This is a genomic window from Sporichthya sp., assembly GCF_013815995.1.
Lineage (GTDB): Bacteria > Actinomycetota > Actinomycetes > Sporichthyales > Sporichthyaceae > Sporichthya.
The window spans coordinates 1-14,404 of record NZ_JACDFE010000107.1; the positions used below are offsets into that span (position 1 = coordinate 1).

Annotated in this window: 18 protein-coding genes; 11 read left to right on the forward strand and 7 right to left on the reverse strand. The window is 71.4% G+C overall.

Annotation, left to right across the window (positions count from 1 at the left end):
• Positions 1–223: 223 nt before the first annotated feature.
• Together H0X00_RS13120 and H0X00_RS13125 are read right to left on the reverse strand one after the other, a co-directional pair.
• Positions 224–949, reverse strand: a complete 726-nt coding sequence (locus H0X00_RS13120; RefSeq protein WP_293771585.1) for a zf-HC2 domain-containing protein — start codon at positions 947–949, stop codon at positions 224–226.
• Positions 946–1,605, reverse strand: a complete 660-nt coding sequence (locus H0X00_RS13125) for an RNA polymerase sigma factor (RefSeq protein ID WP_293771588.1) — start codon at positions 1,603–1,605, stop codon at positions 946–948. Before H0X00_RS13125 ends, H0X00_RS13120 begins: the two co-directional genes overlap by 4 nt.
• 236 nt (positions 1,606–1,841) lie before the next feature.
• On the opposite strand from H0X00_RS13125, the gene H0X00_RS13130 reads away from it, so the two are divergent.
• The 5 genes from H0X00_RS13130 to H0X00_RS13150 all read left to right on the forward strand — a co-directional run bounded on the left by H0X00_RS13130 (position 1,842) and on the right by H0X00_RS13150 (position 5,057).
• The gene (locus tag H0X00_RS13130) at positions 1,842–2,078 is read left to right on the forward strand and encodes a hypothetical protein (protein ID WP_293771590.1); all 237 of its coding nucleotides are present in this window, start codon (positions 1,842–1,844) and stop codon (positions 2,076–2,078) included.
• The gene (locus tag H0X00_RS13135; RefSeq protein WP_293771592.1) at positions 2,075–2,485 is read left to right on the forward strand and encodes a PIN domain-containing protein; all 411 of its coding nucleotides are present in this window, start codon (positions 2,075–2,077) and stop codon (positions 2,483–2,485) included. Before H0X00_RS13130 ends, H0X00_RS13135 begins: the two co-directional genes overlap by 4 nt.
• A 213-nt stretch (positions 2,486–2,698) precedes the next feature.
• Entirely contained in the window at positions 2,699–3,421 is a 723-nt protein-coding gene (locus H0X00_RS13140; protein WP_293771595.1) for a hypothetical protein, read from the forward strand.
• A 128-nt stretch (positions 3,422–3,549) separates the two neighbouring features.
• Positions 3,550–4,494: a haloalkane dehalogenase gene (locus H0X00_RS13145; protein WP_293771598.1), complete on the forward strand. Its 945-nt coding sequence runs from the start codon at positions 3,550–3,552 to the stop codon at positions 4,492–4,494.
• Complete coding sequence (locus H0X00_RS13150) at positions 4,491–5,057, forward strand: hypothetical protein (protein ID WP_293771601.1); 567 nt, start codon at positions 4,491–4,493, stop codon at positions 5,055–5,057. The genes H0X00_RS13145 and H0X00_RS13150 overlap by 4 nt, the downstream gene beginning before the upstream one ends.
• On the opposite strand, the gene H0X00_RS13155 is transcribed toward H0X00_RS13150, so the two are convergent.
• The 5 genes from H0X00_RS13155 to H0X00_RS13175 all read right to left on the reverse strand — a co-directional run bounded on the left by H0X00_RS13155 (position 4,973) and on the right by H0X00_RS13175 (position 8,298).
• Positions 4,973–5,644: a haloacid dehalogenase type II gene (locus H0X00_RS13155; RefSeq protein ID WP_293771603.1), complete on the reverse strand. Its 672-nt coding sequence runs from the start codon at positions 5,642–5,644 to the stop codon at positions 4,973–4,975. The genes H0X00_RS13150 and H0X00_RS13155 overlap by 85 nt on opposite strands.
• A gap of 276 nt (positions 5,645–5,920) precedes the next feature.
• Positions 5,921–7,012 (reverse strand): radical SAM protein, encoded by a 1,092-nt coding sequence (locus H0X00_RS13160; protein WP_293771605.1) that lies wholly within the window; start codon positions 7,010–7,012, stop codon positions 5,921–5,923.
• Positions 7,013–7,038: 26 nt separating this feature from the next.
• Complete coding sequence (locus tag H0X00_RS13165; protein ID WP_293771608.1) at positions 7,039–7,398, reverse strand: DsrE family protein; 360 nt, start codon at positions 7,396–7,398, stop codon at positions 7,039–7,041.
• 34 nt (positions 7,399–7,432) lie between these two features.
• Complete coding sequence (locus H0X00_RS13170) at positions 7,433–7,729, reverse strand: sulfurtransferase TusA family protein (protein WP_293771610.1); 297 nt, start codon at positions 7,727–7,729, stop codon at positions 7,433–7,435.
• On the reverse strand, positions 7,723–8,298 hold the full coding sequence (locus tag H0X00_RS13175; RefSeq protein WP_293771612.1) for a DoxX family membrane protein: 576 nt from the start codon (positions 8,296–8,298) through the stop codon (positions 7,723–7,725). Before H0X00_RS13175 ends, H0X00_RS13170 begins: the two co-directional genes overlap by 7 nt.
• A 350-nt stretch (positions 8,299–8,648) precedes the next feature.
• Here H0X00_RS13175 and H0X00_RS13180 point away from each other — a divergent pair, with 350 nt between their 5' ends.
• The 6 genes from H0X00_RS13180 (at position 8,649) to H0X00_RS13205 (ending at position 14,293) form a co-directional block, all read left to right on the forward strand.
• Positions 8,649–8,879 (forward strand): DUF427 domain-containing protein, encoded by a 231-nt coding sequence (locus H0X00_RS13180; RefSeq protein WP_293771614.1) that lies wholly within the window; start codon positions 8,649–8,651, stop codon positions 8,877–8,879.
• Positions 8,876–9,286: a hypothetical protein gene (locus tag H0X00_RS13185; RefSeq protein ID WP_293771617.1), complete on the forward strand. Its 411-nt coding sequence runs from the start codon at positions 8,876–8,878 to the stop codon at positions 9,284–9,286. The genes H0X00_RS13180 and H0X00_RS13185 overlap by 4 nt, the downstream gene beginning before the upstream one ends.
• A gap of 97 nt (positions 9,287–9,383) precedes the next feature.
• Entirely contained in the window at positions 9,384–10,976 is a 1,593-nt protein-coding gene (locus tag H0X00_RS13190; protein WP_367186601.1) for a radical SAM protein, read from the forward strand.
• Positions 10,973–11,785: a methyltransferase domain-containing protein gene (locus tag H0X00_RS13195; protein ID WP_293771623.1), complete on the forward strand. Its 813-nt coding sequence runs from the start codon at positions 10,973–10,975 to the stop codon at positions 11,783–11,785. Before H0X00_RS13190 ends, H0X00_RS13195 begins: the two co-directional genes overlap by 4 nt.
• Positions 11,782–13,182: an FAD-dependent oxidoreductase gene (locus H0X00_RS13200; RefSeq protein WP_293771626.1), complete on the forward strand. Its 1,401-nt coding sequence runs from the start codon at positions 11,782–11,784 to the stop codon at positions 13,180–13,182. Before H0X00_RS13195 ends, H0X00_RS13200 begins: the two co-directional genes overlap by 4 nt.
• Positions 13,172–14,293, forward strand: coding sequence for an NAD(P)-binding domain-containing protein (locus H0X00_RS13205; RefSeq protein WP_293771628.1), 1,122 nt, complete (start codon positions 13,172–13,174; stop codon positions 14,291–14,293). Before H0X00_RS13200 ends, H0X00_RS13205 begins: the two co-directional genes overlap by 11 nt.
• Positions 14,294–14,404 lie beyond the last annotated feature (111 nt).

The following is a 14,404-nucleotide window of genomic DNA, read 5'->3' on the forward strand; positions in this document are numbered from 1 at the left end:
CGTCCCCGCCTGCCCGGGAGCGGCGACCACAGCGGCGGGCGCGGCCCCCTGCTGATCGCCACCGCCGCATCCGGCCAGGACCAATGCCCCGGCCAACGCCGCGGCAGCCAGGGCGCCGCGGCGGGTTCGGTGGATCAGGGTGCTCATCGGGTGCTCCTCATGAGGGGTGACGCCGGGTTTGACGAGGGGATTGACGGGTGGGTCGACGGGTGTGGTGCCGACCTCAGGTGAGCCCGGCGGCACGGGCCGCGGACAGGGACTCCTCGCGGGTGTCGCTGATGACCAGCCAGGACAGTCCGTCGCGGTCGACGCAGAACATCACCGCGCCACCGATCTCGGCGGTCCAGCTCTTCATGGACCCCACCTGCTGGGCGCCGGCCGGGCGCGCGAATGCCACGGGGGAACTGACCAGCAGCAACCGGTGACCGGCGGGGTCGCCGTAGCGGTACAGCACCGCCGGATTGCTACCCAGAGATTGCGCCCGGGTGCCTTCCCAGGCCATCTCCCCGACGCGTCGGACCGGCGGTTCGAGCCCCGCAGGCTCGGCCACGAACAACCTGGTCTGATACACCGTCACGGCGGCCTCGAGCGGATCCGAGCGCGATCCGGACCCGCTGAGCGCCAGCGAGACGGCGACGGTGACCCCGACGACGAAGACTGCGGCGGCCGCGGCGAACCTCGCCGGCACCGAGCGCCAGCGAGACCGAGAACCGACATTGCTCACGGGTTCGATCGCGGCGATCGCCCGCAGGTGCTCGCGGGCGGCCTGGGGCGCGGCCTCGCGGAGCATCTCGGCCAGTGCCCGGCCGGCCTGGGCGGCCCGGATCTCGGCCCAGCACTCCTCGCATCCGAGCAGGTGCGCCTCGAACTCCTCGCGATGACGGGCGCTCATCGCGCCGCCCAAATACTGCCCGGCGTCGAGTTCAGGATCATGCGGCGGGGTCGTCATCGTCGCGGTCCTCCTTCCCGTGGGTCGTCCCCGTTGGTCGTGCCGGCGCTCCCCTCTCCGCGTGGGGTGTCCGTCCCTGCCTCGTCCGCACCGGCGGTCCGCGGTGGAGGCGGCTGCCATCCCGGGTCCGGGCCGCGCCGGGGCGGTCGGCCCTGCTGAGGTTGAGCGACCTGGATCGCGAGCGCCTTGCGCCCGCGGTGGACCCGGGCGAGCACCGTGCCGCGTGGGGCCTCGGTCACCGCCGCGGTCTCCGCGGCGCTCAGCCCACAGATGTCCATCAGCACGATCGCGATCCGCTGCGGCTCCGGAAGCGCCCAGAGCGCCTGCTCGATCAGGCCCAACTGCACCCGGGTGATCGCCTCGCCCTCGACGTCGGCCGACCCGGCCGGATCCACCCCGTCAACCCAGGGGACCTCCCGGCTGCGGGCCGCCCGGCGTCCCCGGTCGCGGGCAAGGTTCAGGCAGATGGTCGAGAGCCACGGGCCCACCGCGTCCGGTCGGATCCCGCGCGTCCAGGCCTCCCAGGCGCGAGCCAGCGTGTCCTGGACGAGGTCCTCGACATCCCCCGGGTGGCGCATGAGCCGGCGGGCCAGGTTGTGCACCAGATCGACCGCCGGCATGACGGTCGCAACGAACGAGTCCCCGGATGTGCTCATGGGGGAGTGAACCCGGACCGAACTTCGGTCCGCGCGGCCGGTAACCCACCGTCGCGGCGCATCTGCGGTCCTTCCTCGCGTCAGTCGGCGTGCTTGTCAGTAAGGACGCAGCAGGCCGAGCGCTGATTGCACGCCGTCGGCGTCCCGCGTTTGCATTCGTTGCCGGACGCGGTGATTCGAGGCATGCACAACTAGGTCTGGGTAGCCACCTCGCCATACAACTGTACGATTCTTGTATGGCGTCGAAGCGCAAGGTCACCGTCACGCTGGACGACGAGCTGGCCCGGGAGCTGGATCGCGTCGGCAACGTCTCCGCGCAACTGAACGAGGCCGGCTGGGAGCTGGTGGAACGCCGGCGACGCGTCGAGCGGCTCACCGCGCTCCTCGACGAGTTCGACCGGACCGATGGGCCGCTCCCGGACGACCCCGCCGAGGACGCTCGGCTCGAGCGCCTGCTCGGCGGCATCGCGTGAACGTCGTCCTCGACGCGGAGGCGTTCAGCGCCCTGGCCGGTCAGGCATCGATACGCAAGCAGAAGGTCCGGCGCATCCTGCGAACCGCCCAACGCCTCAACCGGGACGTGTCCGTGCCGAGTCTCGTGCTCGCGGAGCTCTACCGCGGCCGCGGGCACAATCAGCTCGTTGACGCGTGCTTGTCGAGGGAGTCCCCCTCACTCGACACCCGGGACACCGATCGGGATCTGGCCCGCTTGGTCGGTGGCGTGCTCGCGGCGGCCGGCGCGGATTCGACCTTGATCGTCGATGCGCACGTCGTGGCGGCAGCGGGCGAGTCCGGCGGCGGTGTTGTGGTAACCGGGGACGAAGCCGACCTGACGCGCCTCGCGGCGCCCTATCCGCACATCGTGGTCGAGCCCATCTGACGCGCACTCGCCGGCGCACTGACGTAGTCGCCGCGCCTGTGCCTACCCGCGGTTCGACCTGGCCCGCCTTCGAGCGACCTTCAGCAGCTGCTCACTCCTGCGGACTGAGCCGCGACCTCTTACGCCGATGCGCGGAATTCCACCCGCCCGGGCCTGGTTGGACCGGGATGCGGTCTACCTGACGCCGCCGCCACACGACGCCCAGGAGATCCCATGGCCGAGCTCAACTTCTACTTCGACCCGGTCTGCCCGTTCGCGTGGATGACCAGTACCTGGGTGCGCCAGGTGGCCCGGCTGCGCTCCTATGACGTCGAGTGGAAGTTCGTCTCCCTGCGCCAGCTGAACGCGAACGTGGACTACGACACGCACTTCCCGCCGGAGTACCCCGCCGTGCACGACGCCGGCCTGCGAATGCTCCGGGTGGCGGCCGCGGCGCGGGCCGAGCACGGCTCGGCAGCGATCGGGCCGCTCTACGAGGCGTTCGGGGCGCACATCCACGACGTGGCCAAGCCCGCCAGCCTCCAGGAATCCAACGCAGCCCTGGCCAGCCCCGACCGGGTCGAGGAGATCCTGCGCGACGCTGGCCTGCCGGTTGCGCTGGCCAAGGCGCTGCAGGACGAATCCTGGGACGCCGAGCTGGCGGCCGAGACCGCCGAGGCGACCTCGCTGGCGGGCAAGGACATCGGCACCCCGGTGATCCAGGTGGACCCCCCGCACGGCATGGCCTTCTTCGGCCCGGTGATCAGCCGCCGGCCCAGCGACAGCGAGGCCGTCGAGCTATGGGACGCGGTGCTGACCCTGACCCGTTTCCCCGGCTTCGCCGAACTCAAGCGGAGCCTGCGTGAGCTCCCGCAGCTGCGCAGTCTCGGCGGGCATGAGGGCGCGCCCGGCGTGGTCGAGGACTGGCACCAGGGCAGTCGCAAGCAGAAGCGCTGAGGGCGGGCGCATTTGATTCAGGGCTGCCCCGGATCGGATGCGAGCGGAGGCTGCTTGGATCAAGGGGACGGCGGGCGCGAGCATGCGGGCCGTCAGAGCCCCGATCTCCGCATGGAGGAGTTACCGGCATGGATGTGCTCCGGACCCCGGACGAGCGGTTCGCCGACCTGCCGGGGTACCCGTTCGCCCCGCACTACGCCCAGGTGTGCCGGGGCGACGGCAGCGACCTGATGCTGCGGATGCATTACCTCGATGAAGGTCCTGCCGGGCAGCCCTCCGGCGAGGTGGTCGTCCTGCTGCACGGCGAACCGTCGTGGAGCTACCTCTACCGGCACATGATCGGGCCGCTTGTCGCGGCCGGGCACCGGGTCATCGCGCCGGATCTGATCGGCTTCGGGCGCTCGGACAAGCCGAGCCCGCGCTCGGAGTACACCTACCTACGGCACGCCACCTGGCTGGGTGAGCTGCTGTTCGACCACCTCGACCTGACCGGCATCACGTTGGTCGGCCAGGACTGGGGTGGGCTGCTCGGGTTGCGCCTGGTCGGTGAACACCCCGACCGCTTCGCCCGGGTGGTGGCCGCCAACACGATGCTGCCCACCGGGGACCACCATCCGGGCGAGGCGTTCCTGGCCTGGCAGAACTACAGCCAGCAGACTCCGACCTTCCGCGCCGGGAAGATCGTCGCGGGCGGCTGCCGCACCGAGCTCGCGGCCGACGTGATCGCCGCCTACGACGCGCCGTTCCCGGACGACACCTACCTGGAAGGTGCCCGCCAGTTCCCGATGCTGGTCCCGATCACCCCGGACGATCCGGCGGCGGCGGCCAACCGGGCGGCCTGGGAGGTGCTGGCGAGCTTCGAGCGCCCGTTCCTGTGCGCGTTCGCCGACGGTGACCCGATCACCGCGGGCGCGGACCGGGTGTTGCGCAAGCTCATCCCCGGCTGCACGGACCAGGCGCACACCACCATCACCGAGGCCGGGCACTTCCTGCAGGAGGACCGCGGCCCCGAACTCGCCGCCGTCGTCGCCCAGTTCATTTCCGACACCCCGATCGCGGAGAACCCCCGATGACCACTGGGGTGTCGTTCCCGCAGGTCGAGTACGCGGACGCGACCGGCGCCCTGCGCGAGTGCTACGACGACATGCAGTCCACGCTGCGGGTGCCGTGGGTGATGTTCGCCGCGCGCAGCCTCGGACATCCTGGCCGCCGTCACCGACCAGGTGCTCGCACCGGTGGTGGGCGCACCCCAACCTACGAGGCCACCGCACTCGCCCTGCTCGAGCGGGCCCGCACCCACATCCGTGCGCTGCCCGCACCCGCCGGGATCACCCCCGCCCAGGCTCGTGCGGTCTGCACCGACGTCGAGGTCGCCGCGGTGACCGGGGTCATAGCTGTAGACGATGTTCGACAGCTGCGGCCGCCCGTCCCGCTTCAGGGCCACGACCACGCCGTTGCGGTGGGTGGCCAGGAAATCGAGGAACTGTGGCGCGGCGGGGGCGGTGATGGCCGACATCTTGCCGTCACCATCCCCACCGCGATGCAGTCCCTTCAGCCGTCGAGACGCAGCAGACCCTCGGCGACCGCCACGAGGTCCGCACCCGTGACGTCAGCGGGGGCGAAGATCTCCCCGTAGCAGCCTTCGAGGCGCGCCGCCCAGCCGGCCATCAGCCCGGCGCGCTTGGCGGCGTGACAGTCCCAAGCATGCACGGCGACCAACGCCACCTGCGCCGGCGGCAGGCCCAGGCGCGCCGCACCGTGGTGGTAGACCTTCGCGGGCGGTTTCCACGAGTTCACCTCGGCCGTGGCCACGACGTCCTCCACGTACCCGGCCAGCCCGCACCGATCGAGGAAGGCCTGGGTCATCGCGGCCGTCCCGTTGGTCAGGCAGATCATCCGGACCCCGCCCTCGGCGAGCAGTCGCATGGCCGGTTCCACGTCGGGATGGGCGGGAAGGTCGCGGATCGCGGCGAGCACCTCGGCCACTGCGTCCTCGGACAGCGAGTAGCGACTCACCGCCCGCAGGGCCTCGGCCGCAGCCACCGGGAACGGAACGTAGTCACCGGCGACCGACAGGCCCATGCCGTAGAGCAGCGTGCGCGGGAACCACGCCCGCACGAGCTCGGCCGGCAGCCCGACCCGCTCGAACGCAACCCCCATAGGCTCCAGCGATATCAGCGTCTCCACGACGTCGAACGCCACCGCGGCCGGCCGTTGATTCATGCTGTACTCCCCAGGGGTTGGCCCGGTTCCGTCGGGACGACGGTAGTTGACCGCGGTCCGCAGCCAGGTCGCGGTGCCGGCGCGCCCGCCGAGCACCACGCCGGCCTGGTTGACCGCGAACAGGATCGGTCCGACGACCAGCGCCGTAGGCAGCGCGGGTGCGCAGTGTCGCGCCCTGCAGAAACAGCGCGATGGCCTCGGAGGGTCTGCTCCAGGTGCCCTCGCGCGGACTCGCGCCGCTCGCTGCGCTCGCCTGGGCACGACGCCGTGCGGAGCTCACGCGCAGCGGAAGACGTGCCGTCGGCCCTCGCGGTGGGCGGCGTCCTGCACGGCGAGGGTGTCCCGGATGATGCCGAGGGCTTCGCTCAGCGGCACCGTGGCGTCGCCGATCCGCATCGCGGGATCGGTGACGGCGACCGGGTGCCACCAGATGCCCTCGGTGGTCAGCGTCGGTTCGGGTTCGAGGGTGTCGATGCCGACCGGCAGCCCCGCGGTGGCGTAGCCCTGGGCCGCGACCGGTCTGATCAGCCGATTCGCCGGCTCGATGCCCAACGTGTCGAGCAGCGTGTTGAGCGCGCCGACCGCAGTGGCGTCGGCGTCGTGCAGGGTGGCGGCGATCCGGACGGTGAAGCCGAGCGCGCGCGCCTGCGCGATACCAGCCAGGGCCTTGGCGTGGCTCCCTGCGCCACGCTGGCGATCGTGCAGGTCCGCCTCTGCCGAGTCCAGGCTGATCTGCAGGTTCACCCGATCCCGCGGCATCGACTCGAGGGCGTCCCGGCGGGCCCCGCGCTCGAAGACCATCGCGTTGGTGAGAACGGTGACCGGTAACAGCGCGGCCAGGCCGGTGACCATCGCGCCGATCTGCGGATGCAGGAAGGGCTCGCCGCCGGTCACGATCAGCTCGCGCCCGCCGAGGGCGGCGAACTGGGTGGCCGCTTCCAGGGCGTCGGCGGCCGAGAGCTGGCGAGGGGAGGCCTGCGGGGAGGACTTCGCGCAGCAGTAGCTGCAGGCCAGGTTGCAGTGGAAGTTGCTGTACAACCACAGGCGGTGCCCCACCGGGGTGGCCGCTCCCCCGCTGAACACCGCCGCGGGCTCCGGAGCGGGTCCTGGCGCGCCGCCACGCCGGATCGCCACCTGCCACGGGCCCCCCGGGGCGTCGGCGACCGCAGCCAGGATCTCGTGCCCGGCCAGGCGCGCCCAGTCGTCCAGGTCCGGCGGGACGGATGGCTCCTCGGTGCGCACCAGCAGCACCTGCCCGGGATCGATCCCCCGGATCGTGCGCATCAGCAGCAGCAGCAGGCCGCTGCCGCAGTCCATCGCGCCACCGTCGAGTTCGGCGGCCGCGGTCGGCATCGCCTCAGTGGCCATCGGGTCCGTCCGTGACGAGCGCGCGCTCAGTAGGAGATCGTCTGGGCGCCGTCGGCCATCAGCGCGATGACCGCAGCCCCGCCGGCGATCACCGCGCCCTTGATCAGGTCCTCCTCGGTGATGCCGCGCTTGTTCGCGCACGGGCTGCAGACGATGACCTTCCCGCCGGCCTCGACGTACCCGGTGATCAGGTCGGCCAGGGCGGCGAAGCCTTCCTCGTGGATCTTCTCCGCCTCACCGGTCTTGCCCAGCCACGCGCCGTCGGCGGACAGGAACACGGTGGTGTCCTGCCCGGACGCGGCGGCGGCGCCGGCGACGACCATCGCGACGGTCGCGCGGTCGGTGTTGTCATGGCTGCTGGCCAGGGAAACCAGGATGCTGCTCATCGGTGCCACTCCAAGGGTCGGTACTGGTAGATGTTCACGTGGCGCGCCAGGGGTTGGCCGGGTCGACGCGGCGGGACGCCGCGACAACCTCCACCAGGTAGCAGCGCGGTGTCCCGGCGGGGCCGCGGTAACGGTGTCCCGTCAGGTGGCACCAAGCGGGAATGTCGATCGGAGCGGCCGGGTCGGTAGTGATGATGGCGATCAGCGTGCCCGGGGCCACCCCGCGCAGCCGACGGTGCACCAGCATCAACAGCTCGCCGCAGGCCAGATCTCCGCCGTCGATGCTGATCTGCGGGTCGACGCCGGATCGCTCGGCGGCCGCGCTCAACACGGCCAGCCCTCGCGCAGCCCGGTCCCGGTTCGCCGGAGCTTGACCGCCGCCCGGGCGTCCAGCCCCCACACCCGCCCGGCCGGCACCACCGCGAGGATCAGCAGCGGAACGTACTCGTGCGGCTGCTCGAACAGCCACCGGTCGCTGGTGGCATACACCAGGGCCAGGAACAGGTGCATGCTCAGCGCCGCCAGCGCGGCGCCACGGGTCAGCAGGCCCAGCACCAGCAGCAGGCCGGTCCCGACCTCGAGCGCCGTCAAGCTCCAGCCGACCAGGCCCCAGTTGTCCAGCATCCACTGCGCGACGTCCCGGATCAGCCAGACCCGGGTGCCTTCGGCGCCGCCGTTGGGGTTGCGGAACACCTCGAATTCCAGGATGTTCCGGGCGTCCTCCCGGTTGATCAGGTTCGCGCTGTAGGGGCCGACGTTGATGCTGTGCCAGCCGAAGACCTTGGCCAGACCGTTGAGCAGGGCGATCAACCCGACGAAGATCCGCAGCACCGCGAGGCCGCGGCCCAGGAGTTGGGCATCGGGTAACACGGCCGGTGGGGCCGGTCGGGTCGTGGTCATGGCGTACCTCCACTGGCAAGGACGCACTGGGACGGCGGGTGATTGCATCATGTCGCCGATTCGCCGGTCCGCGTCTTACCAGATCCTGACAGTAGGTCAGCGCCCACGCTGGGCGCGCCGCCTCGTGGTCTGTCTGTGAAATGCGTCGTGTCAGCAGGGGCGAATGCCGCCGCCGACGTTCGGTGCAATCAGCGGACAGGCCTTGACGTCCGTACCTGATGAGCGCGCCCCATGGCCGCTCGACCGCCACGCAGCCACCCGGTTCGTGTGCTTTGCCGGCGACGGGGAACAGACCCGGTATCGCCCGGCTCCGAATGCAGGTTCAGGAGCCGCACCGAAGGATGTGAAGCATGAGCACCATGCAGGCGCTGTGGAACGGTCACGGGGTGGCCGAATCGGACCGCACGGTCCGAGTTGAGGGCAATCACTACTTCCCAGACTTCCCAGCGGACTCGATCCGTGCCGATTACCTGACGACATCCACGCAGAGTTCGCGCTGCCCGTGGAAGGGGATCCGCAACCACGTCGCGTTCTGGCAGGGCGTCGAGGTCCGACAGGTCGAACCGGGCTCCCACCGGTGACAAGCGGGTACACCTCGCACATCGTCCCGGGCGAGGCGGGCGGTGCCGCCGCCCCGGAGCAGCCCCCGGCTCCCGCCCCGCCCCGGTGGCGCATCGGGGTGCTGGCCGGCCTTACTGCAATCATGTGCTGCGTCGGTCCGACGGTACTGGCAGCGTTGGGCATCGTCAGCGCGGCTACCGCCTCGACGTGGGGCAACGACCTGTACGACGGCTACGCCTGGTGGTTCCGCCTCGCGGGTGTCGCTGTCCTGGCCGGGCTCGTCGCCTATTCCTTGCATCGGCAGCGGTCCTGCTCGCTGGCCGGTGTCCGCCGGGTCCGGGGACGTCTGGTCGCCCTGGCCGCCGTCGCCGCCACCACCTACGGGCTGCTCTACGCGTTCACCTCGTGGCTCGAGCGCTTCGCGTGAGCACCGCTCCCGGTCACGCGGAGGCGACCGCAGCTGAGCCTCACCGCACGCCACCCACCGCCAGATCGTCCGACCAGGAGCGCCCGTGACCGATGTGATGCCTACCCAGAACACCGCGCCGGCGGCCAGAGTGGATCGCGACGAGGTGTTCCTGGAGGTGACGCGGTCGATCTGCCCGATCTGCAAGGTGACCATCGACGCCGAGGTGAACATCCGCAACGACAAGGTCTACCTGCGCAAGCGCTGCCGGGAACACGGGCAGTTCGAGGCCCTGGTCTACGGCGACGCGCAGATGTACCTGGACAGCATGCGGTTCAACAAGCCCGGCACGATCCCGCTCACCTTTCAGACCGAGGTCGTGGAGGGCTGCCCCTCGGACTGCGGGCTGTGTCCGGACCACAAGCAGCACGCCTGCCTGGGGATGATCGAGGTCAACACCGGCTGCAACCTGGACTGCCCGATCTGCTTTGCGGACTCCGGCCACCAGAGCGACGGGTACTCGATCACGATCGAGCAGTGCGAACGGATGCTCGACGTCTTCGTCGCCGCCGAGGGCGAACCCGAGGTCGTGATGTTCTCCGGCGGCGAACCCACGATCCATAAGGAGATCCTGACCTTCATCGACCTGGCCCAGGTCCGCCCGATCAAGGTGGTCACCCTCAACACCAACGGCATCCGCCTGGCCGCCGACCGACGCTTCGCCCGGGCGCTGGGCGAGCGCAACAGCCCCGGCCGGCCACTGTCGATCTACCTGCAGTTCGACGGGCTGGAGGAGGCGACCAGCCGGGCCATCCGGGGCCGGGACCTGCGCGAGATCAAGCGCAAGGCGCTGGATCACTGCGCGGAGTTCGGGCTGAGCGTCACCCTGGTCGCCGCGGTGGAACGAGGCGTCAACGAGCACGAGCTCGGCGCGATCATCCGCTACGGCTTGGCGCACCCAGCGGTGCGCTCGGTCGCGTTCCAACCTGTGACTCACGCCGGCCGGCACACCCCGTTCGACCCGCTGACCCGGCTGACCAACCCCGACATCATCCACGGCATCGCCGCGCAACTGCCCGAGTGGTTCCGCTCGAGTGACTTCTTCCCGGTCCCGTGCTGCTTCCCGACCTGCCGGTCCATCACTTACCTGCTCACCGATGGCACCCCCGGCACGGAGGACTTCGCTGTCCTGCCGATCCCGCGCCTGATCGACATCGAGGACTACCTGGACTACGTGAGCAACCGGGTCGTGCCCGACCTGGCGATCCGGGAGGCGCTGGAGAAGCTGTGGAGCGCGTCGGCGAACGTCGGCACGGCCACCACTGACGACCGCCTGGTGATGATCACCGAGGCGCTGGACTGCGCCGATTCCTGTGGCATCGACCTGCCCGAGGCGATCAAGGCCCTCACCGACCACGTCTTCGCGATCATCGTTCAGGACTTTCAGGACCCGTACACGCTGAACACCAAGCAGTTGCGCAAGTGCTGCGTGGAGGAGATCACCCCGGACGGGCGGATGATCCCGTTCTGTGCCTACAACTCCGTGGGGTACCGGGAGCAGGTCCGGGCCCAGATGTCCGGGGTTCCGGTCGCGGCGGTGGTGCCCAACGCGATCGAACTCGACCCGCTGTTGACCATCTCCCCCTACGGCTCGCGGATCGCAGCAACCGGCCCAGCCCGACCGGGTCACCTCGCGCCGGGGCAACGGTGAGCGGCGAAGCCACGCTCGCGCCGGCGGAGTTCAAGGCGTGCTGCGCGGCCGCCTACGGCGCTGACTGGCTCGGCCTGCTCCTCGGCGAGTCCTACCACCCCGGTGGGCTCGCGCTGACCCGGCGCCTGGTCAGCCACCTGAACGTCCCCGCGGGCGGATGGGTCCTCGACGTAGCCAGCGGACGCGGGGCCAGCGCCCTGGCGATCGCCGGCGACGATGATCGCCGGGTCTGCGGGGTGGACCTGTCGGAGGCGAACGTGCTGGCCGCCCGCGCCGCCGCCGCGGCGGCCGGGGTGACGGACCGGGTGGAGTTCCGGCTGGGCGACGCTGAGGCGCTGCCGGTGACCGAAGGGGAGTTCGACGCACTGATCTGCGAGTGCGCCCTGTGCACGTTCCCCGACAAAGCCACCGCGGTGGCGCAGATGGCGCGGGCGCTGCGCCCGGGCGGACGGGTCGGGATCACCGATGTCACCGCGGAGGTCGAGCGCCTCCCCGACCGGCTGCGGTCGATGGCCGCGCAGATGGCCTGCATCGGCGCGACCACCACCGTCGAGGGCTACCGCGCCCTGCTGGCCGACGCGGGAATGGCGGTGGTAAGGGTGGAGAACCACGACGACGTGCTGGTCCGGATGGTCGAGCAGATCGAGGCCCGCCTGCACCTGGTCCGCATGCTGGCCCGCAACAGCGCGCCAGGCGTAGACCCGCAGCAGATCAGCTCGGTCGTCACCGAGGTCAAGGACGCGATCGCCCGCGGGCTGCTGGGTTACACCCTGATCGTGGCGCGCACCCCGGGGACCGCATCCACGTGACCGACCACGACCTGCTGGTGATCGGCGGTGGGGCCGCCGGGCTGGCGGCCGCCCGCGAAGGCGCCCGCGGCGGGGCCCGCGTGCTGCTGGTCTCGGCGAGCGACCTCGGCGGGGACTGCACCTTCACCGGCTGCGTGCCCTCGAAAACCCTCATCGGCGCCGCCAAGGAGGGCCTGCCTTTTCGTGACGCGGTCGCCCGCGTGCAGTCGGCGATCACCACCGTCGCGGCCGCCGAGTCCGCGGACGTGCTGCGCGCCGAGGGCATCGACGTCGAGTTCGGGCAGGCTGGCTTCACCGGGCCCGGGCGGATCAGCGTCGACGGCCGCCCGCGTCCGGCCCGCCGCACCGTGCTGGCCACCGGGTCGCGGCCCGCCATTCCCCCGGTCCCCGGCCTGGAGGAGGTCGCGTACCTGACCAACGAGACCGTGTTCTCCCCGGGCGCGTTCGGCGCGACCGCTAGCGATTCCGGGGCCGCACCGCGCTCGCTGATCGTGCTCGGCGGCGGCGCCATCGGGTGCGAGCTGGCGCAGGCCTTGGCCCGCTTCGGTACCCGGGTCGTCGTGATCGAGACCGCCGACCGCCTCTTGCCGGGCGAGGATCCACGGGCCGCCGCCGTCATCGCGGACGTGTTCACCCGCGAGGGCATCGCGATCCACACCGGAGTGCCGGTCACGCGCGTGAACCCACACGACACCGGGGTCACCGTCCATCTCAGTGACGCCACCGCCGTCGAGGCCGAGCACCTGCTGGTCGCCACCGGGCGCCGGCCCCACGCCGGTGGGCTCGCCCTGGACCGGGCCGGCATTGCCCTGGACCGCGCCGGCGCGATCGTCACCGACGATCGGCTGCGCGCGGCGCCGGGCGTCTTCGCAGCCGGTGACGTCACTGGACGGGCGATGCTCACCCACGCCGCCGACGACATGGGCCGGCACGCTGCGGCCAACGCGCTGCGCCGCCGACCCAAGCGTTACCACCCCTCGGTCACCCCGCGGGTGGTGTTCACGACGCCGGAGGTGGCCCACGTCGGCGCGGTGGCGGCCGGGGCCGGCCACGCGGCCCGGATCGCCTACCTACCGCTCGAGGAGGTCGACCGGGCGATCACCGAGGGCAGCACCGACGGCTTCGTCCTGCTGATCGCCGAACCCCGCCGGGCCCTACGTAACCTCGGCGGCGGGCGATTGGTAGGCGCCACGATCGTCGCCCCGCGCGCCGGGGAGATGCTGCACGAGGTCAATCTGGCGATCGCGACCAGCATGTTCACCGGCCGCGTCGCCCAGACCATGCACGCCTATCCCACCTGGTCCAGCGCCGTTCAACTGACGGCAGCTCAGTTCTTCATCCCGATCAATGGCCGGCGCGCGCGACCCGCGGGAGAGTTCACCGCCGATGGTCCCTGATCCGGGCGATAGAGAGTTCGACGTGCTGGTGGTCGGCGCCGGGCAGGCCGGGCTGGCCACCGCTCATCACCTGCGCAGCCGGCTACCGGCCGGCAGCCGGCTGTGCGTCGTCGATGTCGGGGAGCTCGGCGGGCGCTGGGAGCAGCGCTGGGACAGCCTGCACCTGTTCACGCCGCGGCGGTTCAGCGAACTGGCGGGTCTGCCCTTCCCTGCGGGCCCCGATCCCTACCCGGGGCGCCGGGAGGTGGCCGGCTACCTACGCGCCTACGCAGCGCACCACCACCTGTCCGTGCGTGCCGGGGTTCGGGTCACGGGTTTGGGCCGCGACGGCGAATTGTTCGTCGCCACGACCCACGAGACCGGGGCGGCAACCGCATCGACCGGGACGCACCACCTGCGCGCCCGGCAGGTCGTGATCGCCACCGGCCCGTTCGCGGTGCCCCACCGCCCGGACTTCAGCGCCGAGCTCGGCCCCGAGGTGACCCAACTGCACGCCGGGGACTACCGACGCCCGGCCGACCTGCCGGTGGGACCGGTGCACGTCGTCGGCGGGGGAAACTCCGCGGCCCAGCTGGCGATCGAGCTCGCGGATACCGGGCGCGCCGTCCACGTGGTCGCGCCCCGCGAGCCCTGGTACGTCCCGACCCACATCCTCGGCATCGACGCGTACCGGTGGTTCCGCGTTGCCGGCGTCCTCAACGCCCGCACCAACGCACCGTTGTCCCGCTACATCCGCCGCCGCGGAGACGTGATCGTCGGCACCGAACTTCGCGGGCGGATCCAGCGCGGCGAGATCACGCTCACCACCTCGCGCGCGGTGCACGCCGCCCCGGGCGTCCTGGGCCTCGCCGACGGCGCGAAGCTGGGCGTCGAGGCCGTGTTGTGGTGCACGGGATTCCGCCAAGACACGTCCTGGATCCAGGTCCCCGGCGCGCTCCACCCGGACGGAACCCCTCGGCACCTTCACGGCGCCTCCCCGGTGCCCGGGCTGCACTGGATGGGGCTGCCCTGGCAGACCCGCCTGAACTCCTCGCTCCTGAGCGGCGTGGACCGCGACGCGATGCGCACCGCGGCGCGCATCGCGAACGCACTGCCGCGCGCGTCGCGCTAGTGGTCCGTCTGCGAATTGATCTGGTTGAGGACCTCACGCCCGCGACGGACCTTGGCGATGATCTCCTCCGCGGTCGCCTTCCAGATGAAGGGCTTCGGGTCGGTGTTCCAG

What these genes read in the sequence shown, in the direction of transcription:
- H0X00_RS13120 (WP_293771585.1), bottom strand. Translation starts at nt 949, where the DNA reads ATGACGACCCCGCCGCATGATCCTGAACTCGACGCCGGGCAGTATTTG.
- H0X00_RS13125 (WP_293771588.1), bottom strand. Translation starts at nt 1,605, where the DNA reads ATGAGCACATCCGGGGACTCGTTCGTTGCGACCGTCATGCCGGCGGTC.
- H0X00_RS13130 (WP_293771590.1), top strand. Translation starts at nt 1,842, where the DNA reads ATGGCGTCGAAGCGCAAGGTCACCGTCACGCTGGACGACGAGCTGGCC.
- H0X00_RS13140 (WP_293771595.1), top strand. Translation starts at nt 2,699, where the DNA reads ATGGCCGAGCTCAACTTCTACTTCGACCCGGTCTGCCCGTTCGCGTGG.
- H0X00_RS13145 (WP_293771598.1), top strand. Translation starts at nt 3,550, where the DNA reads ATGGATGTGCTCCGGACCCCGGACGAGCGGTTCGCCGACCTGCCGGGG.
- H0X00_RS13150 (WP_293771601.1), top strand. Translation starts at nt 4,491, where the DNA reads ATGACCACTGGGGTGTCGTTCCCGCAGGTCGAGTACGCGGACGCGACC.
- H0X00_RS13155 (WP_293771603.1), bottom strand. Translation starts at nt 5,644, where the DNA reads ATGAATCAACGGCCGGCCGCGGTGGCGTTCGACGTCGTGGAGACGCTG.
- H0X00_RS13160 (WP_293771605.1), bottom strand. Translation starts at nt 7,012, where the DNA reads ATGGCCACTGAGGCGATGCCGACCGCGGCCGCCGAACTCGACGGTGGC.
- H0X00_RS13165 (WP_293771608.1), bottom strand. Translation starts at nt 7,398, where the DNA reads ATGAGCAGCATCCTGGTTTCCCTGGCCAGCAGCCATGACAACACCGAC.
- H0X00_RS13175 (WP_293771612.1), bottom strand. Translation starts at nt 8,298, where the DNA reads ATGACCACGACCCGACCGGCCCCACCGGCCGTGTTACCCGATGCCCAA.
- H0X00_RS13180 (WP_293771614.1), top strand. Translation starts at nt 8,649, where the DNA reads ATGAGCACCATGCAGGCGCTGTGGAACGGTCACGGGGTGGCCGAATCG.
- H0X00_RS13190 (WP_367186601.1), top strand. Translation starts at nt 9,384, where the DNA reads ATGCCTACCCAGAACACCGCGCCGGCGGCCAGAGTGGATCGCGACGAG.
- H0X00_RS13205 (WP_293771628.1), top strand. Translation starts at nt 13,172, where the DNA reads ATGGTCCCTGATCCGGGCGATAGAGAGTTCGACGTGCTGGTGGTCGGC.